We start from the raw sequence: 23056 nt of genomic DNA, 5'->3' as shown, positions 1-23056 counted from the left end.
AAGCCACCCCCTCGACGCCCGGAGGGACCGTGCCGCCCACCACACCCCTTTCGCTCAGCGACCTCCAGCAGTTCAGCCAGCGTGACCTCGAACAGTGGAGCCGCCAGACTGCGCAGAACCGCGACCTCGAGGGGCTCTGCCTGCTGGTGGACCACTACGTCCTCACCGCGGGGCGCAAGCAGGCCTACACCAGCCCCAGAACCCTTCTCTCCTACCACCGCGGCCTCAAGGACTACCTGACGTGGGTCGGCGACACGCACACTGATCTCCTCCATCCCGGACGACGAAACCTCGCCCTGTACCTCACCCACCTCAAATCCCGCCCCCTGCACGGCCGCAGCGGCCAGCCCTCCCAGGCCACCGCCGCGCTGTACCTCGCCGCGGCGCGCACCCTCTACCGCGCCCTGCACTGGGCCGGCGCGCTGGATGTCACCCCGGACGCCACGCACGTCCCCACGGACCCCACGCGGAGTGCCGTGAGACATCCCCCCTACCCGGACAGCCTTGAGTCCGTGTACGCCCACGCCGACCCCACCGCATGCGCGCTCCTGCTGCTCTGCGACCACGGCGGCCTCCGCATCGCCGAAGCCCTCAGCGTCACCGCCCACGACGTGCAAGGCCGCCACCTGCTCGTGCACGGCAAAGGCGGCACGCAGCGCCGCGTGCCCCTCAGCGCCCGCCTGCGCGCCGCCCTCGACCAGCTCACCCCGCACCCCACCACCGGCCGGTACTTCACCTGGACGTACGACCAGGCGGCCTACCGCATGAAACGGCTCTTCGGGCAGGCAGGTCTCCCCTGGCGCGGCTTCCACGCCGCCCGCAAGTCCGCCGCCACCCGCCTGTACCGCCAGACGCACGATTTCACGCGCGTCGCCCTCTTCCTGGGGCACGCCTCCGCCGACACCACGCGCTGGTACGTGCTGGTCGACGAGGACGACCTGACGGCTGAAGTGGAAGACTGGTAATTCCTCAGCGTCGCGCGTGCCAGTACCTGGCCGCCACCTCACGGAGGTCCTCAATGGCGAGGCCGGGTTTCCCCACCCAGGCGTTCTGGCAGGCCCCCTCAAGAATGATCCGGGAGAAGTGCCCCAGGCGGTACTTACCGAGCTTGAGGACCTCAGGTCCATGCTTGAGCAGCGGAAACGGCTCCGCGAGCGGCAGGTCACTGAGCAGCGAGTACAGGTAGTTGTAGTACTCCTGACTGTTGCTCCACCGTTCCAAACGGTGAAATTCGAACCGGGCGGCCAATTGGAGATCACTCTCGATGATGTGCTCCACCTCCGGCAGCCCAGCCAGCACCACCGTCAGCCCGGGCGTGTTGCAGATCGCCCGCATTCCACTCAGGATGAGCGGCCAGTGGCGCGCAGCGGTCTGCCGCACATCGTGAAATTCATCCATGAGGATCAACTTCGTGCCGCAGGCGTCGATTCTGCGTTTCAATGCATGCAGTTTCTGATCCGGGTCCCCTCGAGTGGACACGGGCATACCCAACTGCTCCAGGCAGGCGTTGTACAACGACGTGAGCGACCACTGCGGGAGGACGTCCACCCGGATACTCCTGATCTGCCCCGCCGGCTGTTCCTGCCCGGCTGGGGATGCAGACGCCCGGTCAAACGCCCAGTTGAGCAGCGTCGTTTTCCCCTGATGCTGATCGGCCGTGAGCACGAGGCCGAGCGACCGCTCCGCGTACTGGTGGTGGCTGAGGTCCTGCACCCGGTCCAGGAACGCCGTCCCCGCCGCGTAGTGCAGTCGGCGCCGACGACGCATGTACTCCACCCGCTGCGCCGCGGGCGCGTCCACCAACTGTGCCGCTCCTTCAGTCAAATTCATTCGCTCTCCTTGAGGCGCGTCACCTGTGCGATCAGGTGCGCGATCTCCTCCGTCTCTTCAAGCTCCTCAGGTGCCGGGGTGGTGACCGGACGCGCAGCGCTCGCCCGGGTGGATTCGGCGCTGTCCCGCTGGCGTTGCAACTCGCGCTCACGGCAGGCCATCACGGCCCTGGCGTCACTCGCGTCGTGCCCGGCCTTCCGAGCGCGCCGCTGCGCCGTGCGGTATTCCCGCAGTGAGATCGGGGCAAAACCCGGATCGCGGTACGTCAGGGGCAGGTAGACGCCGTCCACCAGCAACCAGACCTTGCTGATGTCGTACGGATCGTATTTCAGCGCGTAGACCCGCTTGTTGCCAATCAGTGGGATGAGCCTGTCCGACCAGTACTCGATGTTGTACAGCGTCACCCCGTGCGGGTGAACCATCCGCCCGTCCGGCACCTGCGGTAGCACGTCCAGCCGCAATTCCTCCGCGTGCGGGATGGGTTTGCGGTCTTCTGCGGGCGGCACCAGCTGCTCGTACAGTTTCAGGGGCGTCACGTCGAGGCCACTGTGGAGGGTCCGGTGGTACCGGTTGACGATGTGGTCCACCAGCAGCGCCTCGAACTCCCGGAGCGTGTAGATGGGCCGCGTGTCATCCGTCCAGCCGCCACTGCGCGGAATGGAGGTGTGACCAGGCAACTGCCTGACGTAGCGACTCAGTGACCCGAAAAACGCCTCGATTTTCGCCTTGTCGCGTGGCCGGTACGGCCGGGCCGGCTTCAACAGAAAACGGTATTTCAACGCGAGATCGGACAGCATCTGAGATCCGAACTCCTTGGCGTTGTCGCCCCGGAGCACCTCCGGAATCCCGCAGCACGGCCATGTGCCCTGAATGTTCAGCCGCGCCAGCACGTCATCCTTCGGTAAGAACGCCATGCGGCACGCCTGACCCACCGCGTACTGATTCGGCGCGTCAAACGACAGGTGATACCCGAGCACCATGCGTGTCCGCGTGTCCAGCAGCAGCGTGAGGTACGCCACGCCTTCAGGCTGCCGGTCCCGCTCGTTGAGCAGCACGAGATCGATCATCCAGTGATCGATTTCAACCAGGTCGTACGGCAACACGCCCATGTGACCCGTCCCGGTGGGTTTGAGCCGTTCCCGCGCCTGCCTGGTGGTGGCCCGCTCGATCGCCGGCAGTGCCCGAAGTCGCCGGTAGACCGTACTCCGACTGACGTGGGGCAACTGGTGGCGCTCAAGCGTCGTGTTGATGTCTCCTACTTGCGTGGCCAGCGATTGGCGAGCGCGCCCTGGGCCGCTCTGGAACCGGGTGATCTGCGCCTCCACTTCGGGTGGCAGGTGGGTACGTCCTGCGTCACTGCGTCGCTGGACGCCCATCGGCGCGCCTGATTGCCAGCGCTGCAGCCAGCGGTAGCCCGTTCGCGTGCTGATGCCGAGCTGGTCCGCGGCCACTTCGGCCGCGTTCGGCGTGCCCCGTTCGACCAGATCGGTGTACAGCCCAACGTAGCGCTGCTGCAGGCGCCGCCGCTTTTGCTTGGCCGTCGTATCCACCGGGGCGGCCACTGGGGTTGACTCGGCCTCTTCCCCGCCGGGTGACGGGTCCGCGTCGGTGTCGGGCGTTTCCGACGTGGCGATCGCGTCGCCGTGCGCTGTGACATAGGTCAGTGGATCGAGCGTCCATTCCGCGTGATCGTCACTCATAAAGACCTCCATGGATATTCGGTGGCTGGAAGTACGTCCGCGAGGACGTTACGGCAAAAAATCTGTGACAACCAGGGCACTCATATGAATGCCCACGGTTTAATGCTTTAGTCAGCCTAGGCTTGATTATCTCTGCGTGAATGCACACCAGGGCATGCTTCTTATGGCATAAATCAATCGCTAGGTGGAGCGATTCAATATGGCCAAGATACTCCATCCTAGATATAGATGGATGCTGATACCAAGCGTTGTAAAACACATATTCCAAGTAATCTATATCGTCTGTTCTATCTGTATTCATGCCCTCATCCATGAGAGACATAAGCTGCTGATAAGGACTAGGAGAGGCGTCCCCTGCATACAGAGAATCCAGGAGAGTAAATGTTCTCGGCACGTCACCGTGCATCCGGAGGACGTCTTTTGCCAAAGCTAGAGTTGATGGCTCTAGTCTTTTAAAGACATCCACACGGTCATACAGTGACAACGACAGGTAATAGTGAAACGACGACACATAACGAACACGACCGTCAAAACCACAGGTAGGCCACGGCCACCGATCGGATACCCCCTCGTCATCAGGCAGAAAACGATTGATAGCCATGACCGGCATGTGCAACACCCAGTCCAGAAACGCCGTCGAAAACGACATGCCATCAACGCGGCCATCACGGTACGTCGTATACGGACGCAAGTGCACATCATTGCTAAGCACAACGTCCGTCAGCACCTCCGAGGTCGCATTCTCGTACGCAACCAGATCGTGTGGTACCGAGCACAGTGGTTCATAACACTGCTGGCACATGGACTGATCTCCAGTGAGATCCCGAGCGAAGTGCTTCCTTACGGTGGTCCGACAGTGTGGACACCGGTCCAGCAGGCGCACGTTATGCACCGGACATGCCAGTGCTACCATCGTCCGCCACACGCGCCGGAAGTACGGCTGTTGATCACTCGCCAGGCACAGCGGACAAAACACACTCTCTCGGCTCGGCAAAATCCACTGCTGATGATGTTTATACTCCGGCCACACGGGCGACCACCCCGGGTCCTTCAGTTTGTGCGCCCCCGCGTATCGCGACGGCAGAAATAGGGGACTTAACGCATAGATAGGATGATTCGTCATATCACGCAGGAGCCGCACAGCGGACACGGCGTCCTGCTGCAAATCGCTGCGAATCAATCCAATTTCGTTGGGAAAATCCTCCTCCATCGCCGCGAGCAAATGCGACGGCTTCAGGCCGCATTCAAGACCTCCTCGATAGAACCATGATTCCAATCCCTCATCAAATATGGGCGTCGGCATGTATGAAAGAATCGTTTTTTTATTACGCCGTTTTCCCATGTTACCCCTCCCCTGTGCCTGCTGCGTTTCTAGTTAAATGGCAGTCGTTTTTGGCAGTGCCAACAAGCACTCCAGGACCAATGACCGTCAAAACATGCGACGTCATCGACATCAATCGCGATGGCGAAACTGAAAACTAATTGCCGGTTAATGCCATTTAATTGGAAACGCTACAGGGGATGGGGTCAATGTCTAGACATTGACCCCATCCCCTTATGTATATCGCCTACTTCCTTCTGAACTTATCAAAGTTTACCACGCTTTATATAGAATTGTAAACATAACGAGCAGCGGCACATGACAGCCCATAGACCAACCAAGCACCACAGCCAACGCTACAACTCACCCACACCGAGTCACGGACCACGGCACACGCGACCAGCCCCCACCCACCCCATATGGGCCGCGTACAGCCACAGCCCCTCTCCCGCTGTGACCGCAACTGAGTGCTTTTCCAATGGGGGCACTGAACATCAGCGGTTCAGCCAGTAGCAAGGCTTCAGGGGCGCTGAAGCACGCCACTTCAGTTGCGTTTGCTTGTGCGACTCAAGTTCACGAGTGGCCTGAGGGATTCGCGGGAGTTGAGTCCCAGGACCTGCTGGACGGTCCGGCGGGTGTGTGGCGTCAGGGTCGGGGCTTCCGTCAGGAGCCGCAACCCAGCCGCGTGGCGCAGGGCGTGCCAGGCGTGGTACGTGACGCCGGCGCGCTGGCAGAGGAAGAGCAGCCGCTTTCGTAACTGAAACGCAGTCGTGAGGTCAAAGACAGGCCCCGTGGCGCTGAACAGGGCCGTGTGACCCCGCTGGTGGCTCCAGCGCTCCAGGGCGCCCATGAGGGCGTCACTGGCCTGCACGGTGCGTCCTGGGAGCTTGAGTTGCCCAAGGGCAAGGTCAATGTCCTCGAAGCGAAGCCCCAGGACTTCAGGCCCGGTCAGGCCCCCGTGCGCGCCGAGGAGCACCAGGGCCCGCTCCTCCAGGTTCGCTTGCGCGAGGAGACGATCGACATCATCCGCGCTGTAGACGGGCCGGTGTTCATGCGGGCGGTTCAGGGACCCCTGCACGTCCCGGAAGGGATTACCCGATACAAGCGCCTGCTCCCGCAGGAGGTCGTAGAACGTGCGGACCTGAGTGAGGCGGTTTTTATGCGTGGCGGGGGCGTACTGGGCGGCGAGCCAGGCACTGTAAGCCTGCGCCTGCTCATGGCCGGCGTTCACGACACTGTGCCCGGTCTCCTCAATCCAGCGGAGGTATGTGCGGATGCCACTCAGGACGTTCATATGCGTCGTGCTCCCAGGAACTCCGGGCAGGAGAGGAGTTAGAGCGTCCAGTGCTCCGTGCAGGTCTCCTCTGCTGAGTAGCTGCTGAAGTTCAGCTGTGTCCACGTCCATAACGTCAGTATATAGAAGCAGAGTTTCACTAAACAGCCTTCCCACTCTGCCTGCGCCCATGCCTAAGCTTGGGGGAAAAGCAAAGGCAAATGAGGATCAGGGGCGTGGGAAGGCGTGATGCTTATCTCCTATATACTGGCATTCTAGTAACATTCGGTAACCTTTATTTGGTGATGTGTCAGAGAAAGGAAAGGCCGAACGCAGCTTTCTCCGGGCAGACCCCACACTGGCATCCCACCGGACAGCCCCCATCTGCGCCGTGCACACCTCCCAAACACTTCTACTCCGCTTGACCCGGAGTCCAATAGAGCAAAGCCAGTTCAGGCAGCCCCGCACCCTGAAGGGGCATCTGACCAACGCGCTGACGCGTAGTTTTCTCCAGCATGGACGGGTGGCCCCTGACAGCCCCGCCCGGTGGTATGACGATCAGCATTCACATGGACGTGCCGGTCAAAGACGGCCGCAGGCACACACCACTGCGACCATGGCCCGCCGGACTGCGCAGGTGAAGGAGTGCACGGCAGACGACAAGGTCACCTCCGACGTGGTGCTGGAAGAGCCTCAGTACAACGTCCTCCCCGACGAGCCGGTCGGCTCCGAGAGCGAAGCTCGCGCCTGGCCATGGAATCCGTGGATCCTCCAGAAGAATGCCAGAGTTCGGGTTGTGATCGACGCGGTCGCCTGCCACGACACCGAAGACTGGATGGGCGCAGACGAGCTCTACATGGTGGGCAACATGGCCGTCGGTCTTCCCAACGGCAAGAAGGTGGACGTGCCGTGGCTGTCAGGGCCGGCCTTTGATTGCAACGATGGGCAGTGGAAGCATCTCGACCTGGCCGTCTTCAGTGAAGTGCTGCCCGCGGGTACCGAGATGGAAGGGAACCTGGCGCTGTTCGACGAGGACTTCGGGAAGGACTGGGCGAAAGTCGGCCCCGACTTTATGAGCGCCTCGAAGGCAGCTGCGGACGCCATCGCCGCGATTGGCGGCTCGAAAGGTCAGATGATCGCGCAGGGCCTCAACGCGGGCATGCAGATCCTGAACGCTGGCGCGAAAGCCGACAAGGATGACCTGCTGGGCCTGACTGGATTCCCGATGACCTCTGCCAACCCCAACCAATCGTCCACGCAGTGGAGCATGATGCACGTCCAGAAGACCAGCAGCTGGAAGCCCAACCGATACGAGCACAAGGTGTACGTCCACATCGACGTCACTCCGACCTACAACACGCCCACCCTCAACTGAGGCAGGCCAGCACACGTACAGCGCAAGTCGTGACCACGCTGCTTCAGCCGTATATGGTCCGCCCGAACCCCTTCAGATGGTGGGGTTCGGGCGCGTCTCATCCGGAAGAAATGGAAGAACCCGTGGCGGGCGGGGCGGTTCCATTCATCAGGCATGACTGTACCGTTCGCGAGCCTCCTGTCCACCCCTGTGAGGGCCACCAAGGGCACGACAGGCACCCTCCGCGTATGCCCCGAAGGTCAGGTTCCAGGTGATCGCTTGAGCTCTCTGCTGCACCTGACCCTGCGGACACCGATTCAGCGTGACTGCCAACAGGGCGCTGAGGGAGGCAGTTCCGGTACCTGCTGAGCCGGCGGGATCCACGTCAGGAAGCGTGTGCTGCTCCGCTCAACGCACCAGGGGATTCAGTCCACGCGTTCATAGGCAGCAATGGACGCCACGCTGATGGATACGGGGCGGTCGAACCCAGGCATTTCGACATCAACCCCGTCCCGGGTGACGGACACGACCCGGAAAGTGTTCCCCGTCTTGCGCGAGCGGATCAGATCCCCTTCGTGAAGGTCATCGAGCAGCGCGCCACGCGCCTCCTTGACTGGGGTGTCCCGCGGCGCCCGGTTGGGCAGACTGAGGGAGGAACCGATCTCCACGTCGAGCGCGCGGATCAAGTACGTGCGGTACATCAGCTCTTCCTGCGAGCGGGCCTCGTCCATCAGCGTCCGGATGCGGTCTTCCGGGATGGTCAGCCACTGCCGGCGGTCCACGCCACTGGCCGGCACTTCGATCAGCAGGTTGGCGAGGGCCACCGGGCCGCCTAAATGCTGCTCCAGGAGGGCGCGGGCCGCGCCGGGTCCCTGTTCCACCGGGTGCTCTGAACTGACCCGGGCCACCAGGGAGGCTGAGGTTGCGCCAGTGTTGGTGTCCCGGGCTTGTTTCTCTTCTCTTTTCAAAGTTGAGGAGGAGGGGTGCGCGCTCTCCTCCTGTTCGAAACCTGAAGAGGAAACCTGTGAATTGAAACCTGTGGTATTGCTGGCGCTGTTTGACGGAGTCGATCCAGTCAATGTGCGGGTTCCATTCTGCGGTTGTGCGGATTCGTTCCCGCCGTTGTGCGGAGTCGACTCCGCACTCTGACGGAGTGCAGTCCGCACTTCTGCGGAGTCCATTCCGTCAAAGTGCGGAGTGCTCTGAGCGGGAATGACGGACTCGTCCTGAAGGCTGTTTTCTGGCTCTTCGCTTCTGGTTGCCGCCCAGGTATTGATGGCGTCCTGCACGGCGGACGCCACGAACAGGTACTGGGGTTTGCGGTCCCATTTCCGGATGGGGTTGCTGCGGCGGCGGAGAAAGCCCTTAGTTTCTAGGAGAGTGAGGGCGCGGGTGACGGGCTTCTCGCTGTACTCGAGCATGAGTTCCTTTCGGAGGTCCTCGTTGCTCATGTACACCCAGAGTCCCTCGTCCTGCTCGGGGCGTTCACCGCCGGATCGGGCGACGGCGTTGGCGTGACGGGCCTGGGTGCGGTGGTCGAGTTTGGTGTTGTGCCACCGTTCGAAAATGTTGAGCAGCCGCGCGGCGCAGTAGTCACCGTCGGCGATGTGGAGGTAGTCCTCGCGGAGGAGGTTCAGTCTCGTCCGGGGTGGGTGCGTGATGCTGCTGGTTTTCGTGCTCATGGCGAACTGGCGTCCTCTACGCTGGTCCAACACGGACGTTCGTTGACGTCCTGAGAGCGCTCAGCTACACTTCGGGTATCAAAGCCTGCCAGCTTTACTGAAATGTCCCGGGTGACCGGGGCAGTTTCTTTTCCCTGAGTTCGCTGCTGCGGATGGCTGAAAGGGGCACCGTACTCGGCCAGACCTCGAGTTCCAGACGGAAGAGAACGTGACATGAGCACGATGAGCGCAGCCTACCGTATCGGTCAGCAGTTTGACAACTTCGCCAGCAAGTAGCGAAGTTGTGTCCGGGATGTCATGATGCCGACGTGGATATCGAGGTCGGCCGGATGTATACCCTGCGCGAACTGGCGAGCGGATTCAGCGTCAGTGAACGCACCCTGACACGCAAACTCGAACTGGGCGAACTGCGTGGCTACAAAGTCGGCAACCAGTGGCGGGTCCGGGGCCGCGAGTGGCTGGAGTACACTGGCGCGCTCAGCGGACCGCGCGTGTTCGTCGTCGCCAACGCCAAGGGCGGGGCTGGTAAATCGACCTTCACCACCAACCTCGCCGTCCTGCGGGCCAGAGAAGGCAAGCGGGTGCTGCTGATCGACCTTGACCCGCAGGGGCACCTCGCCACCCTGCTGAACATGCCCGTCGACCCGGACCGCACCACCGTGCAACTCCTCAACGAGGAACTGCGGCTTCCCCGCACGGTCCCCGGCCACCGCGACCGCTGGCACACCCTCTGGACCGACCTCCTCCAGTCCGTACCGGGCGCGGAGGAGCACGAGGCGCTCTCCCGCGTGTTCCTCGTGCCCGCCCACAACGACCTGGCGGACCTTGAGCGCGCCAACTTCCACCGCAGCAAACCCATCGAGTACGCCCTGCGCGAAGCGATCGAAGCGCTCACCCTCGTCAACCCCGACATTGATGAAATCTGGATCGACACGCCCCCCAACCTGGGCTCACTCACCCGCAACGCCCTGATGGCCGCGCACTACGTTGTATCTCCCTTCGCGAAATCCGATCTGGGCCTCGACGGCCTCGAACGCCTGATGGTGCTCGTCGAGCAGTACCTGGAATTCAACCCCTACCTGCGGGTGGCGGGGCTGGTCATGAACTACGGCAACCCCCGCACCATCATGCACAACGAGATCCGCGAGACGATCAAGGGCCGCGCCTCCCTCTCCCCGTACCTGCTGGAGTCGTACGTCAGTGAGGCTGAGCGCTTCAACCAGGCGCCACGCCTGGGCGTTCCACTGGTCCTGGCGGAGCCGAACAGCACCAGCGCCCAGGAACTGCGCCGCGTCCTGAAGGAGATGGACGCCTGTGTCGAGTAAACGCGGCAAGCTCGCCGAGCGGCGCGCCGCAGTCGGCCAGTCCTCCACGCCCATTACCGTGGAAACCACGCACCTGACCCGGGTGCCCGCCACCGTCTTGGACGCTCCAGAGGACGTCGTGGCCTTCTGGATCCCAGTCCGGGATATTCAGAGCAGCCCATTCCAATACCGTTATCACCTTGATGGCAACCACCTGAAGGCGCTGATGGAGAGTATTGCTGCGCGTGAACTCTACCAGCCCATCACCGTCCGTCCCCTCGAGGCGGGGGCGTATGAAGTGGTGCTCGGCCACCGGCGGCTCGAAGCGTTCCGGCGGTTGGGCCGCGAGGCCATCCCAGCGATTGTCCGCGAGTACGATGACGCCCAGGTCGTGCGGGCGCTGCTCGACGAGAACCTCAAGCGCGCCGACGTGAACCTTTTTGAACAAACTGAAGGTGTGGTGCGGCTGCTGGCCCTCGAACTTGACCTGAAAGGCGACATGGTCAGCGCAGTCCGCCGGGTGCTGGAGGAGATGCGGAGCGTCAAGCGCTCGGATCAGGAAGTTGACGCTGAGCTTCACCTCAAGGCCGCGCGGCTGATTGAGGACGTCACCGGCATGTCGTGGGAGTCGTTTCTGCTCAACCGCCTCTCCGTGTACCGCCTGTCCGCTGAGCTTCAGGAGAAGGTCCGCAGGGGCATGCCATACTCCCTGGCGGTCGCAGTCGGACGCCTCGAGCATGCACTCCAGGCCGAGGCCCTGGATTTCCTTGAGGTGAACGCCGGCGAGTGGCGGTCACGGGAAGAGTTCAGGGCTTGGCTGCAGAAGCGGCAGGCTGCTCCTCAACACAGTGGCGTGCAACAGCGTCTGAAGCGTCTCCTGAAAGTTGCAGACCAGAAAAATCTGACCCCTATGGACGCACAGCGGGTCGCTGCCCTACTGGATCAACTGGAGAAGGTCCTGAAGTAGCTCTTGGAATACCGGTATTCCAGAGGGTGTGGCCGTCCACTAGTGGTCTACCACCTGATGCGCCGTTCAGTTCAACGCGGCGGAGCAGGAGCAGCATGCGGAAACCCATCTCAGTCCGCTTCGTCAACGTTCAAGTCAGCCTCGACCACCGGAAGGCAGATCCCTGGTTTGAGTCCCGATGCGGATTTCAATGGCCATACCGCTCAGATCCCAGGCCCTGTCACTCAGACGGGATCTGGAACGACTGTGTGCCATGCCGCTTGGTCGCTTGGTGCTGCTGACGTGCGCTGTGTTCAGGCACAGACTCAGCTCGCTGCCTCAGTGGCGCCTTGCCACCCGCGAAACCTCCGGAAGTGAAGATCCTCCTGTTGCGGCACGCACAATCCGCGAACAACCTGCTCTCTCTGGAGACCGGTAGCCGCGACGGCAGCTGGCCTGATCCCCGCTCCATCCGCTAGGTATGCGGCAGGCGGAACGACTGGATGAGTGGGTCAGCGCACCCGGTGAACTGGGCGGCACTCCGCGCGGCCTCACTCACCTGTACACCAGCTCGACCACCCACGCCGTGCACACCGCCGCGCCCCTTGCCCACGCCCTGAGCCCGCCCCTACAGGGCTTGGCCGGTGCGCATGAGGTCGGCGGCCTATCCACACTGAAGGGCCCCGCGCCTCAGTGCCCGGGCGCACGCACGCCGACTCCAGACTCAGGCCTCGTTTGGCCCGCTTACCTCGACCCTGCCGCACACTGGGAAGGCGGATTTGAAGGCCTGGACGACCACCCTGCCCACACCGCGCGCCGCCCGGAGGTTGGAAACGATTCGCGCCGAACGAACTTAGGAGGACGAGGTGGGTCTGATCATTCACCGGAGATTTGCGCAGTTTCTGCTTGCATACCTCGCTGGGTACGAATCCACCCGCCGGAGCTGGTACAGAGTGAGCAATACCGCGACCTGTCTGATAGGCCGGGGATACCACCGTGTGCTGACTGAACCGCCATGACCATCTCAGCGAGGATCTCGTAATGCACTGATAGTGTCCGGTCTGGTCGGGACGACAGGTATGGCGACTGCCTTATCGCGAGGAGACGGCAGAAGCGATCTGACTGGCGCAGTACGTAGAATTCGGCTGCTCGGCTGGTTGTGCAGAGCGCTGGTGTGACTGACCCAGATCAGTGAATTGGCTGCGCGGGATTCCACTGCGCGCCGGATCATCCGGGGATGGGTGTCATGGTTGCGCGGAACGGAGAGGCAGGTTTGGATCCGTTGGTCGCGCCCCGGGTTGCCGACGACGTTGCGCTTGATTGAAAGCCGACACGAAATGGCTTCCGAGCGTGCACTCCACCTGAGTGACCGCGACAGTACAGGGCCGCAGCGGTGAGTCACGACACCATCAAATCGCTCCGCTCAAGGCAGCTCCTCTACACTCAGGGCATGTCCGCTGACCTGGCCCTACCCGCCCATCTCGATGTGATGGGACAAGCCCAGCGGCTGGCCCGCCCCGTCACGTTTTTGCGGTCGTCCGGGGAGGGCGCGCCAGTCGCCCTCTGGGGCGGGACGCCGAGCGTGCCTCTCCCGCCCGAATGGGTCGTCACGGATGAGGACGACCTGGAAGACGGCGCCTTTTTCGACCATTGGCTCAGCATTGATGCGCGGCTGCTGCCCGTGCCACTCCCAGGCTGCCTGAGCCTCTACGAGCACAGTCTGGAGCCGCTTCTCCTGCACGATCCTGAGGCAACCCTCGACATGAGTGGCGGGACGCCACTCTACGCTCACCCAGGGATCGAATTGCCTCACATCAATGTCCTGTTCCGCTCTGGCACGCCTGCACTGCAGGAGTGGATGGCGGAGCTTCTTGGCGAGACCCCCGCAGCGCTGCTGGCCAGGAGTGATATCGGCGCGTACCGGCACCCCACACTCAATGGACTGGATCAGCGCTTGCGGTCCGCGCACCCTCTGTGGGCAGGCGGAGTGACCGCGCAGCTGGGGGGCTGGGCCTGGGGCTGGCCGGACGAAGCGTGGGACACACGGGAGAGCCGAGGGGAGCGGCTCCTGCTCACGACCTTTGAGCGGAGCGAACCGTGGATTGAGGTCTGGTGGACCGAGCACGGCCTAGAAGGCGCGGCACACCTCACCTGAACCGAGCGGGTGACGGCTTGTTCGCGGCAGGGCAGGCGCGCGGCATCAGCGACCTGGAGCACGAAGAACGCCGCAGGGTAACAGGTCAAGCTGCTGAGCAAACTGGACACCCAGGAGCCACACGTCACGCAGACTGCGGGGCGCTGAGCGCCCCGCCCGTTCGGCCCCAGACCATCAGCGCACACGCCAGCTGGGCCAAGGCGAGGAATAAAGCGCCGCTTCGTTCCCGCCGAACAGCGAGTGTGCGGTCCGCGACCAACCAGCTGAGCGTTCGCTCGACCTGCCACCGATGCCGGCCCAGAGAGGCGCTTAACTCGACGCCGCGTCGGGCGATGCGGGGAGCAATCTTTCGTTGGCTCAGCGCCTGCCGACAGCGCCGGAAGTCAGAGCCCTTGTCCGCATAGAGCTTGGCCGGACGTCGCCTGGGAGGGCTCCGCTGCGCACGCCAGGCACCGCATCAACGGACATCTCCAGATGGCGGGCGTCATGAACGTTGGCGCCGGACAGCGGAAGGGCGAGGGGCACGCCCTGCCCACCAATCAGGAGATGGAGCTTGCTGCCGGTCTTCCCGCGATCAGTGGGATTAGGGCCGGTGTGCGTTCCGCCCCTGGGGGCCAGAACGCTGATGGAATTCAGCGCGGAGCAAGACCAGTCCAATAATTCCCGCTGCTGGGCGTGATTCAGCAGGATGCGCCTCCGGCGCATCCATACAGTGGCACGTTGCCATTCCCCGAAGCGTCGCTCGCAGGCCCGTCCGCTGCCCTGGCCAAGCGCGTGGGCGGTGACGGCAGGAAAGCCCAAACGGAGGAGATAGACGATTCCCGCCAAGGACTGAGGAGCATACTGGCGTAGACGCCGTGGTGTTGGAGGCATGACCGGTTGAATCAGCGCCCACAGGCCATTGGGTACGAGCTGCTCGACCATCATCGGAATAGGAGACGTGTTCTATCCTCATGCTCTTAAGTGGTGCGGAAGAGATCATCAAAGCACAAGATGTGAATGTCTTCACTAGCTTGTCGTCTTGAAGTCGGCGTATACCGCTCAACCGCTTTTAATCTCAACCCATGCATCTGAAGGTTATCCACTTCCAACGCACCGACCCGATGAAGAAATGGGTTCGTGCACCCTACTCTTCCGCACGGCACGCTGCCCCTTTGAAGCGACCCAAAACGCCTCCTCCAGCAGTTCAGCTGTACTGCGACGCTGCGCTTCTTACGCGACAACACCGCCGCGTCCAAGCCCAAAAGGCATTACGCCAAGCCTATGCTCTGCATCCACCTCACACGCTGACCCTGGACGAGTGTCACGCCTTACACGGTTATGTGGACGATCTGGTCTACACCGGGCAATTCCTTTCCTGTCTGATGCCGACCCTGCATCTGTTGAGCTGCTTCCACACGCTTCAAGCCGTCCAGCATCGCGTAGCGGCTCCAGTGGTTTCGACAGACAATTTGCACGCTCATGGCGAGTCCCCATCAGCAGGTCCCGCTAGACTCACCACCTTGTGGCGAGTGGACAGTCAGGGCCCAGCGGTAAGTGGAGCGCCGAAGTGATCGACATTCACTCCGTGGACGTGTCCTCTTCCCAGCTCTTTCAGGCGTGGTACCTCGAGCAGCACGAAGCAGGAACGCCAGTCGACACGATCATCGAAGCCCTTGAAACGATCGATTCGGTTCCCGCACGCCTTCGCGCCCTCCATTTGGCCTACCGTTCCAATCGGCCTGCTTATCCGGCACTGGCGCGGTGGTGTGTCACATCGGGCGACCCTCTTGCACTCGAAACGGTCAAAGGGTATGAGGTCTATCAGCGCTCCATTACGATCCTGCAGGAAGGGGGACCACACATGCAGACGCGTCACGCTGAAATGCGTGGAGCCCTTCAGTATGGTCTCAAGACCTTACGTGCCTTGCCCCAGACAGACCTGGTTGTGGAAGGACAGACGGGACTTATGATTCCGCTGGTGCACTTGCTCGCACTTGGAGGCGAGGCAGAAGAGGCCATCGAAACTGCTTCCCAGGCACTCTTCTTAGCTGAACAACTCAAAGCGCCCCTGACCATTGCTCGTGTCCGAACGGCTCTGATCAGTTGCACGTCCAACGCAGGCCGCGCCGTCGCGACCATCGAAATGGTCAGGCAAGAGCAGCGTCTAGCGATCCGTCATGACCCCGTGTATACCGACTTGGAATTGGCCTCCGGGCTGTTCCGACTTGGCGCGTATGCTGATGGTGCTGCTGTGCTGGAAGCGATCATTGCACGAACAGAGGGTGCTCGACGTGATCGGATCATGGAGTTTCTCCAGCGAACAGAAGCGATATGGGGCATTGGCGGCCTGGACGGGCCGACATATGCCACGCACCGGGGCTCTACACCAATCTTCTGGCTCACGGATCTCTGTCAATCCATGATGAAAGCGTATGCCACGCCACGAGAAGGCCGCGACGCAGAGGAACGCGCTCAGCACTTCGCTCAGGTTCTTGAGCATGCCCGTGGGGCCGGAGCCGAGCGACCGGTTGGTATCACGTGGTACCAGGGATTCGCGCAGTGGGCCCGCGCGACTGCCCATTTGGGGCGAGGAGAATACGCAGACGCAGCCGTCATCCTGGAGCACACCGCCGCGCTTCCACACGATTATCTCGACCTCCGCATCCTGCTCTCTGGCGCGGCTCTGGAACTTGCCCTGAGCTGGCATGCACCAGAAGGCTTTTCCCTCGCGCGCCATGAGCAGGCGCTGCGCCAGACGTTTCAGGACGCTGAACGGCTCCCCTACGCCTCGCCAGAAGGATTGGCCACACTTCTGCACCGGTGGCATCCGACAGCCACCGCGTACCTGGCGTTAGTCCCACAGCCCGTGACCGCTTGCGCCTTCGCGACAAAATCCATCCTCAAAGTAGGTCAACACAACCTGCTCGACGACGTGATCCTTCCTCCCGTCTATGCCTGCGACCTCGTTCTCAGAGCACTGGACTTTGACCTGCGACGTGACTTCATCTTCGTTCAAGGGGATGCTGGTGGGGGGCGGAAGAAGAAAAAGGCCTTGATGACATGCACGGGGTCTGTTCCTGTCTGGCGTCTGCCCATTTCAGCCGTCAAGTTGGCGTATGGCCTGATGTGTCATCACAACGCCACCTATCACGATCAAGCCAGAACTGTTCTCCGGACCTATGGCATCCGTCCAGCAACAGCGGCCCTCTATCCGATGATCGGCACGTTGGATGCTATTGAGCAGGGCATGCAGGATCTCCTCAACGGTCACCTGACGCCGAAGGGTTTGACCGCACGAATGCATCACCTGTCGCGTTGACCTTCTACTGGCATCGCAATTGCTGGTACGTCCACGGGTTGAACCGCACCAGCGTCACGTCCGAATGACGGGTGCTCAGCTCCTGCGCCATATACTCGAGCACCGTACTCTTCCCTTCACCCCAGCTGCCCTCAATGCCGATGATGAAGGGCTCGCGACCGGGCCGCTGCGCGACGGCCTGCGTGAGCCGCTGCACGAAGGCTTTTCGGTTGTACAGGTCACGGCGGTCCGCATTCGGCCGATCGGCATCCAGGGCGATTCGTGACTCAGTGTCGGCCATGCGGTCATCCTCGCAGGTTGAGGTGCTGGTCAGGCACGTGTTTGTCGTGCGCTGACCTGACACTCCAGTCGACCTTGTTTCGGCTAAGTCTCCCGCATCGCATCCTGACCGTATGCGACGCTCCTTCCTGAACGGCACGCCCGACCGCTTTACCGACGACCAGAAGGCGGCCGTCCTGGCCCTGGCCCGCGCGGACGGCGGCACCTGCCTCACGGACGTCATGACGGCCCTGAACCTCGGCCGCACCGCCGCCATCAGCCTCCTCGGTCAACTCACTGAAGGCCAGACCCTCTACAGCGTCCCCAACCCTGCCCGGCGCCACCTGCGGTACTTCGTCGACGAGGACGACATCCGCCCCCACCTGCTCGACCCGGCCGTTCAGGCCCAGCTCCTCACCGTCCTGGCCGCCGGGCCCGGATCGGCCGCGCACCTGGCCGAGCGACTCCGCTTACCGGGGGACGTCACCCGGGCGAACCTCGAAGCGCTGCGCGAGCAGGCCGCAGTGTTCGGCCCGCGGGGCGTGGGTGCGCGCGTGTACCACCTTGCCCAGCCCGCCGCGCCGGTCAACGCCGCCGTGGAGGACGGTCCGGCCGCCTGAGTGGGCTCCGCGCACGCAGCCATGGCTCAGCACAGGACAGGAGCGCCTCCCTAAGGGCGCTCCTGTGGTCTTGGGCTTTACCGCTTGGCTGTGCGTTTCGGGGCTTTGGCCTTGCTGGTGGTCTCCTTGCTGGCGGTCTTCGCGCGGCCCTTGCCGAGCGCCTGACCCTTCTCGAAGCTGGCCTGCAGCTTCCGGCGGGTCTCTTCCACCATGGTCTGGAAGTCCACCAGACCGGACTCGACGGCTTCCAGGGTGGGCTTGATGGTGCCCCCTCGGCGGGTCGCAGCCAGGTCACGGTTGGTCTCGTCAAACCATTCGTCGAATTCAGGGGTGTGATTGAAGATCATCTCGCGCGTGTCACGCTGGTAGGTCTCGTCACTACCACGGCGCGTGAACTGTTTGGGCATCGTGAAGCGCTCAGGCAGATAAGCACCGTCGATCTTGCCGGAACGCACGGCCTCTTGGAACAGCTTGATGAATGCATCGCTGCGCTGGGGGTTGCTGAGTTTCTGAACCTGCTCGCTCAATTTGACATACGGCATAACAACGTTATACGCGATGTGATCCTTCAAAGGAATTTCTGTAAAGGGAAAGAGCCGGTCTCCTCTCCGTCTTTTTCGATCCAACGCTCCTCTTTGCTCGTCTCGCTGCATCCTTCACTGTCAGAAGTGATCGTCGTGGCAACCCCAGAGGCTCACTTGATCCGATGTCGCGTTGGATGATCTCACTGGCGGACGCCTGTGCGTCCTTGTGGCCCGGCCCTGGATGACCCCTGCCTCTGAAGCCAGACGACCGAGGAGGGCCGACGCCTCATCCAGAGTAAAACACCCCATCGCTCCCGGTTTCCACCTGGCGAACGGCTTCAAATTGTGCCAGCCAGTGGCCGTCACTCAAGCGCCGCAGGATGAGCGTGCCGTGGACCTCACTGATCACGTCCACCCGCTGCCACGTACTTGTGGAGAGCGGCTCGGCCAGGGCGGCGTGGTGGCGCGTCCAGCCCTGGACCTGCAGCTGCTGCGAAAAATGCTCATGGAGCGCCTCAGTCTCTCCAGGCCCAGTCAAGTGGGCGGACACGTGACCCCAGCAGTCGTGCCGCTTCACCTGCTGGCGCCGGCTGAGGACCTCCACGTGGAGGTCCTCCCACACCTTGAGCGCTGGCATCGGGATCGCCCATTTGATTGGGTCTGGTTTCCACAGGTCATGACCGTGCCCGTATTGATGGGGTGAAGCCATCTTGACCAGCGTTTCGTGCTCCAGTGCCATGAGCTCGCACTGCAGGAGGTAGCCGGTGGGCGGGTGCCCCAGCATCTCCAGCCCGGTCCGCTCTCTGCGGTCCCACTCTGGCCACTCGTCATGGGCGAGAAAACCATTGAGGGTTGGGAAGTGACGCTCGAAGTCATGCCAGCCCTGCGCGGTGAACGCGTCCATCAGGAGGACCCCCAGCTCCTCCTCCGGCAGGGTCGTGCGGTAGTACAGTTCAACGGAGGTCCAGCCACCTTCGATGACACCGATGAGGTGGAGTTCAGGGACGTGCGGGAGAGGTGCTGGAATGTGCATGGGGACGTCCCGAAGCACCCGTACTGTTGGACCAGCTGAGATCATCAGCTGCGCCCGGAGGAGATCAAGTTCATCTGCGGCGTGCATCTGGCACAGCGTAGGGCCCACGGCATCGGCGTGCTGAGGTATCTGAGCTCGCTCCGGGTTCACCCATACGTCGACCGGTCAGCGGTTGAGATCGCGCGCGTTCATCATCAGACGCAGGTGATCCCACTGGATGGCGTGGAGAATGGCCGAAAGGGCCTCCTGATGCTTCTCGCGTGCCGCCTGGAGTTCCGCGAAATCCTGATCGGTGAGCGTCATTCCTTGCGCGTTCGTTCTCAGCCCTGTGGACCGATCCTGAACATGATCGGTCTCATCTCCAAGCCCCAAAGGGCCGTTGATCCATACGACATGTTCAGTGAGCCACTGCAGGGTGTGAAGATCTGGATTAGCGAGTAAGGTTTTCGCGGATTCTGATGGCAAGAGCCTCACATCAATGACCAGAAATGAGGTATCCGGCGGAACGGAGGCAAGCCCCAGGAACAGCTTTGAGATTTCGTCATGCTCATCCTGGGCAACCAAGAGCGGTTGCAAAACCCGGAAGGTTGACTTCATGATCTCCAGGATTTGAGGTTGGCGACATTTATATCTCGCATCTTGCTCTGGGTAAAACACGCCAGCAAGGGGGAAGTTGCTGTTCCCAAGATTGGGATAATGAATTTCATGACTCATAAAATCTAATTCGATCCACTGGGATTCGTCGTTTTTATCAATAAAATCTATGATGGACGTTTTTGCCATAACTTCAGAGGCGCCATCCCACTCAGCACCAGTCACCACAATCCGCATGGAATCAAGGAGCCTACCCAATTCGCTGGCACGATCAGTGCCGAGTTGGGCAGGGGCAAAAACAGAGGTGATCCTCATAGGCTCACGGGCGGACGGATGAACATTCGATGCCTCTCTTAACCAGCAGGATGGCGACATGAATAGGATGAAGCGTGGCCGACCCTCGCTGCTGCTCGACCTCAGGCACGATTGGTGACTAGGTAGGGGGCAGGCGAATGGTTCATCCCCGCATTCTGACCACTTCTGGAGCCGGAGCGGCGCAGCTCAAGAGCGCAGGTCGCCAAGGAAGCCGCATGCACGAATGTTATGCGTTCAACCAATGACCTGACTCCCCCACAGGACGTACGCCAGCGGTCCACGGTCCCCCACGTTAACTTCCAGCTCGTAGCCGAGGTAGTCGTCCTCGCCCCGGCTGGTCATCCGTTGACGAGCGGTGAAGTGCAACGTCAACAGCACCCGTCCTGCGTCAAGGGATCTGGCCTGACCGACGGAGTAATCCCCCGTCATATCGATCCGCGCAGGAAAGAACCACTCATCCAGCGCCCCAGATGCCGTGCTGTCGTCCACGATCTCCTGCGCCGCCTGCCGAACACACGCCAGCACGTCCGCCCAACTGGACACCAGGTGAGCTCGTCCTTCGTCTTCCAGCCAGGTCACGTCCGGGATGTCTTCCACGGTGCGGGTCCGGATCAGGCTTAAGGGAAGCTCAGCCAGCCGGCTCTGCCGCGGCGTGCCCCGAATCAATACCGTTTCTGCCTGTCGGGCGGACGGATCCCAGCTCAGGATGACGATGTACCGGTGGTCCACCGCCGGCAGGCCCTGGTAGTCCAGGTGTGTCAAGCAGCACTCCGTTTCAACGAGGATTCGGTCTGGGTGCTCAGGATCCTGGTCCAGTAGCTGCCGACCGATGAAGTAGGCACCGGTGGCGTCAGATGCAAAGGGGTGGTGGTTCTGAAAGCGCGCGGTGGCCTCCGGATCGGTCAAGGCCCACTGGAGGATGCGCTCCGCCGCCAGGAGGATGTCCTGGTGCTGGTCGGCCGCGGCTGTGCGGCGTGTCGCTGGGAGGGCTGGGCTGATGGTCTGGTCCGTGGAGGCCCAGGACGGCGCGGGGATGCGGTGCAGGCGAAACGTCTGCGGGTCAAAGCCGGAGGTCACCGCTTGAGCATAGGCGTGACCAACCGACCTGCGCTCCACAGCACACGCGGCGTGACCCCAACACGCAGCTGACCGACACGGTGCTCAACATTGCAGCGCCTCCTGCCTTCATTCGCCGGTGGGACGTCAAGAAGGCGCTGTCCGTGCTGCACAGAGGGCATCCCGGTTCTCGAATGGGCGTGGTCACGCCGGCGCTCACGGCACGCTGGTGGTCCAGAGTTCAAAGGACCACCGGTCCTCCTGCCCTCTCAGCAGGACATCCTGCATCACATAGTCCCGATCTCCAGGTTCTGCAGGTGACACCCAGGGCTGCTGCTGAAAACCGAGTTTAAAGAGAAATTCCATATCGCCAAGGCGGGCAATCCGGTGGATGGTATACGCCCCAGTCATCTGTAGGCGTTCTGGAAAGCCGACATCCACGAGGTCCCCTCCCGCCTCAGACTGGTCCTCGATCATCTCGTCGGCGCCTGTCTGGAGGCAACCGAGAATTTCGATCCAGTCACGGTTCAGCAGGCTCTGATCCTCGGCTGAGAGCTCGTGGAGCACGGGCACATCCACCAAGGTCCGGCTGTCAACGAGCTGCACGTGGAGTTGCGTGAGGAGACTTTCGGGTTCCAGATCAGGTTCAAGTCGACCCTGTTGGGTGGTTGGATCCCAAAGGAGGGTGATGAGGACACGACGATCCACGGCCTGACGCGTATCGGTCCTTGGCATGAGTTGACAGACCTCTGTCTCCACCCAGATCATCTCTGGCTGGCGACTGGCCCACGAGAAGGCCTGACGTCCCACGAAATACGGCATGCTGTCGATATTGGGCCGCACATCAGTGAAGAGGCCGCGCAGGTGAGCGTGGATGGCGTCTGCAGACGTGTCCGCCAGGTGCTGCAACCGAGCCTCCTCCGGTTCAAAGATTCTGGTTTGATTGGCCCATGCGGGTGCAGGACACCACACCGAAGCGGGATCGGAACTCATGCCCGGAGTATGCCCCTCGAATCCTCGCGTCACACCTGCAGCCGCTCCAAGAGATGGACTGGATCTGGGCTACACAACGTTGACTCACCTGTATCGACGAGTCACACGTGGTCCGTCAACTATGGTCGGTCCGTTCTGTGCGCCCATCAGACACGGCGTCCGCTGCATCATCCGCCCGAATGCTCACCCATTCCTGATCGTAGAGGGACACGAAACGCTCGCCCATTCCGACCCGAATGACGTCCCGCAGGGCAGCCTGATACTCATGTCCGGTCTTCGAGTGGTAGATCTGCTGACTCGTGACGAACGTTTCTGCCGCGTAGATCAATCGTTCGTCCGGTAATGCAGCGGTCATGCCATACACGCGCATGGATCGGGCAAAGACCTGGAGGTAGAGGTCGCGCGCCTGATCCCGTGGCAGGCTGTCCAGGCAGCCATACGCGAACCACATCAGATAGCCGTTGCCGTGGCCCCAGCCCAAGGTCGCCTCAATGAGGGTTGGCAGGACGCGAAGCAGCTCTTCGGCATTCAGTTCACTGAACCAACGCACCGGAAGGTGCTTGTAGTACCGACCTGCCAATTGCCGTTCTAACTCGGCCACCCGGTCGGTCAGCGCCAGTCGGTAGCGCATGGCTTCCAGCTGGTACTGGAAGGTTGGGTCCTGGAGCCCCTGGATTCGCTGGTCTGGGGCGCGCTTGTGGTGTTCGATGACGGCATACGCTGCGTCGTCCAGTCGGGCCAGTTCGGGACTCATGCCGATGTCTGGGAGGTTCACAGGGTCGAGTCTACGGAGAGAC

The 23056-nt window shown here is 62.0% G+C and carries 19 protein-coding genes and 1 pseudogene; 7 read left to right on the top strand and 13 right to left on the bottom strand.

The window, feature by feature from the left end; all coding sequences use genetic code 11:
• Positions 1 to 29 precede the first annotated feature (29 nt).
• Complete coding sequence (locus tag IEY63_RS17385; RefSeq protein WP_229784785.1) at positions 30 to 965, top strand: tyrosine-type recombinase/integrase; 936 nt, start codon at positions 30 to 32, stop codon at positions 963 to 965.
• A 4-nt stretch (positions 966 to 969) separates the two neighbouring features.
• Here IEY63_RS17385 and IEY63_RS17380 read toward each other — a convergent pair whose 3' ends face one another.
• From IEY63_RS17380 to IEY63_RS17365, 4 genes are all read right to left on the bottom strand, one after another.
• Positions 970 to 1830, bottom strand: coding sequence for a TniB family NTP-binding protein (locus tag IEY63_RS17380; RefSeq protein WP_189070261.1), 861 nt, complete (start codon positions 1828 to 1830; stop codon positions 970 to 972).
• Positions 1827 to 3530, bottom strand: a complete 1704-nt coding sequence (locus IEY63_RS17375; RefSeq protein ID WP_189070260.1) for a TnsB C-terminal domain-containing protein — start codon at positions 3528 to 3530, stop codon at positions 1827 to 1829. The genes IEY63_RS17380 and IEY63_RS17375 overlap by 4 nt, the downstream gene beginning before the upstream one ends.
• Positions 3523 to 4872: a TniQ family protein gene (locus IEY63_RS17370; protein ID WP_189070259.1), complete on the bottom strand. Its 1350-nt coding sequence runs from the start codon at positions 4870 to 4872 to the stop codon at positions 3523 to 3525. The genes IEY63_RS17375 and IEY63_RS17370 overlap by 8 nt, the downstream gene beginning before the upstream one ends.
• A 523-nt stretch (positions 4873 to 5395) precedes the next feature.
• The gene (locus tag IEY63_RS17365) at positions 5396 to 6145 is read right to left on the bottom strand and encodes a tyrosine-type recombinase/integrase (protein WP_189070258.1); all 750 of its coding nucleotides are present in this window, start codon (positions 6143 to 6145) and stop codon (positions 5396 to 5398) included.
• A gap of 595 nt (positions 6146 to 6740) precedes the next feature.
• On the opposite strand from IEY63_RS17365, the gene IEY63_RS17360 reads away from it, so the two are divergent.
• Positions 6741 to 7499, top strand: a complete 759-nt coding sequence (locus IEY63_RS17360) for a hypothetical protein (RefSeq protein ID WP_189070257.1) — start codon at positions 6741 to 6743, stop codon at positions 7497 to 7499.
• A 404-nt stretch (positions 7500 to 7903) separates the two neighbouring features.
• Here IEY63_RS17360 and IEY63_RS17355 read toward each other — a convergent pair whose 3' ends face one another.
• On the bottom strand, positions 7904 to 9160 hold the full coding sequence (locus tag IEY63_RS17355; RefSeq protein WP_189070256.1) for a hypothetical protein: 1257 nt from the start codon (positions 9158 to 9160) through the stop codon (positions 7904 to 7906).
• Positions 9161 to 9468: 308 nt separating this feature from the next.
• On the opposite strand from IEY63_RS17355, the gene IEY63_RS17350 reads away from it, so the two are divergent.
• The 3 genes from IEY63_RS17350 (at position 9469) to IEY63_RS17340 (ending at position 13565) form a co-directional block, all read left to right on the top strand.
• Positions 9469 to 10485 carry an AAA family ATPase gene (locus tag IEY63_RS17350; RefSeq protein ID WP_308425236.1) on the top strand — a complete coding sequence of 339 codons (1017 nt, stop codon included), beginning with the start codon at positions 9469 to 9471 and terminating at the stop codon, positions 10483 to 10485.
• Between the two features lie 118 nt (positions 10486 to 10603).
• Positions 10604 to 11431: a ParB/RepB/Spo0J family partition protein gene (locus IEY63_RS17345; protein WP_189070255.1), complete on the top strand. Its 828-nt coding sequence runs from the start codon at positions 10604 to 10606 to the stop codon at positions 11429 to 11431.
• A gap of 1429 nt (positions 11432 to 12860) precedes the next feature.
• Positions 12861 to 13565: a hypothetical protein gene (locus tag IEY63_RS17340; RefSeq protein ID WP_189070254.1), complete on the top strand. Its 705-nt coding sequence runs from the start codon at positions 12861 to 12863 to the stop codon at positions 13563 to 13565.
• 124 nt (positions 13566 to 13689) lie between these two features.
• Here IEY63_RS17340 and IEY63_RS17335 read toward each other — a convergent pair.
• Positions 13690 to 14489, bottom strand: a pseudogene (locus IEY63_RS17335) (IS5 family transposase).
• A gap of 625 nt (positions 14490 to 15114) precedes the next feature.
• On the opposite strand from IEY63_RS17335, the gene IEY63_RS17330 reads away from it, so the two are divergent.
• A complete protein-coding gene (locus IEY63_RS17330) occupies positions 15115 to 16866 on the top strand; it encodes an ATP-binding protein (protein WP_189070253.1) in 1752 nt (583 codons plus the stop codon).
• 4 nt (positions 16867 to 16870) lie between these two features.
• Here the strand turns inward: IEY63_RS17330 and IEY63_RS17325 are convergent, their stop codons facing one another.
• Positions 16871 to 17146, bottom strand: coding sequence for a P-loop NTPase fold protein (locus tag IEY63_RS17325; RefSeq protein WP_189070252.1), 276 nt, complete (start codon positions 17144 to 17146; stop codon positions 16871 to 16873).
• 112 nt (positions 17147 to 17258) lie between these two features.
• Here IEY63_RS17325 and IEY63_RS17320 point away from each other — a divergent pair, with 112 nt between their 5' ends.
• Complete coding sequence (locus IEY63_RS17320; protein WP_189070251.1) at positions 17259 to 17744, top strand: hypothetical protein; 486 nt, start codon at positions 17259 to 17261, stop codon at positions 17742 to 17744.
• A 77-nt stretch (positions 17745 to 17821) separates the two neighbouring features.
• Here IEY63_RS17320 and IEY63_RS17315 read toward each other — a convergent pair whose 3' ends face one another.
• From IEY63_RS17315 to IEY63_RS17290, 6 genes are all read right to left on the bottom strand, one after another.
• Positions 17822 to 18286 (bottom strand): hypothetical protein, encoded by a 465-nt coding sequence (locus IEY63_RS17315; RefSeq protein ID WP_189070250.1) that lies wholly within the window; start codon positions 18284 to 18286, stop codon positions 17822 to 17824.
• 268 nt (positions 18287 to 18554) lie between these two features.
• A complete protein-coding gene (locus IEY63_RS17310; RefSeq protein WP_189070249.1) occupies positions 18555 to 19388 on the bottom strand; it encodes a hypothetical protein in 834 nt (277 codons plus the stop codon).
• A gap of 78 nt (positions 19389 to 19466) precedes the next feature.
• On the bottom strand, positions 19467 to 20132 hold the full coding sequence (locus tag IEY63_RS17305) for a hypothetical protein (RefSeq protein ID WP_189070248.1): 666 nt from the start codon (positions 20130 to 20132) through the stop codon (positions 19467 to 19469).
• A gap of 312 nt (positions 20133 to 20444) precedes the next feature.
• Positions 20445 to 21287, bottom strand: coding sequence for a hypothetical protein (locus IEY63_RS17300; RefSeq protein ID WP_189070247.1), 843 nt, complete (start codon positions 21285 to 21287; stop codon positions 20445 to 20447).
• Positions 21288 to 21482: 195 nt separating this feature from the next.
• Positions 21483 to 22259 carry a hypothetical protein gene (locus IEY63_RS17295; protein WP_189070246.1) on the bottom strand — a complete coding sequence of 259 codons (777 nt, stop codon included), beginning with the start codon at positions 22257 to 22259 and terminating at the stop codon, positions 21483 to 21485.
• A gap of 115 nt (positions 22260 to 22374) precedes the next feature.
• Positions 22375 to 23034, bottom strand: a complete 660-nt coding sequence (locus IEY63_RS17290) for a hypothetical protein (protein ID WP_189070245.1) — start codon at positions 23032 to 23034, stop codon at positions 22375 to 22377.
• Positions 23035 to 23056: the final 22 nt, after the last annotated feature.

It is taken from the genome of Deinococcus radiotolerans, from assembly GCF_014647435.1.
In the GTDB taxonomy this organism is placed as follows: domain Bacteria; phylum Deinococcota; class Deinococci; order Deinococcales; family Deinococcaceae; genus Deinococcus; species Deinococcus radiotolerans.
Note: the sequence above shows the minus strand (reverse complement) of the source record. Positions and strands in the feature narration are given on the sequence as shown.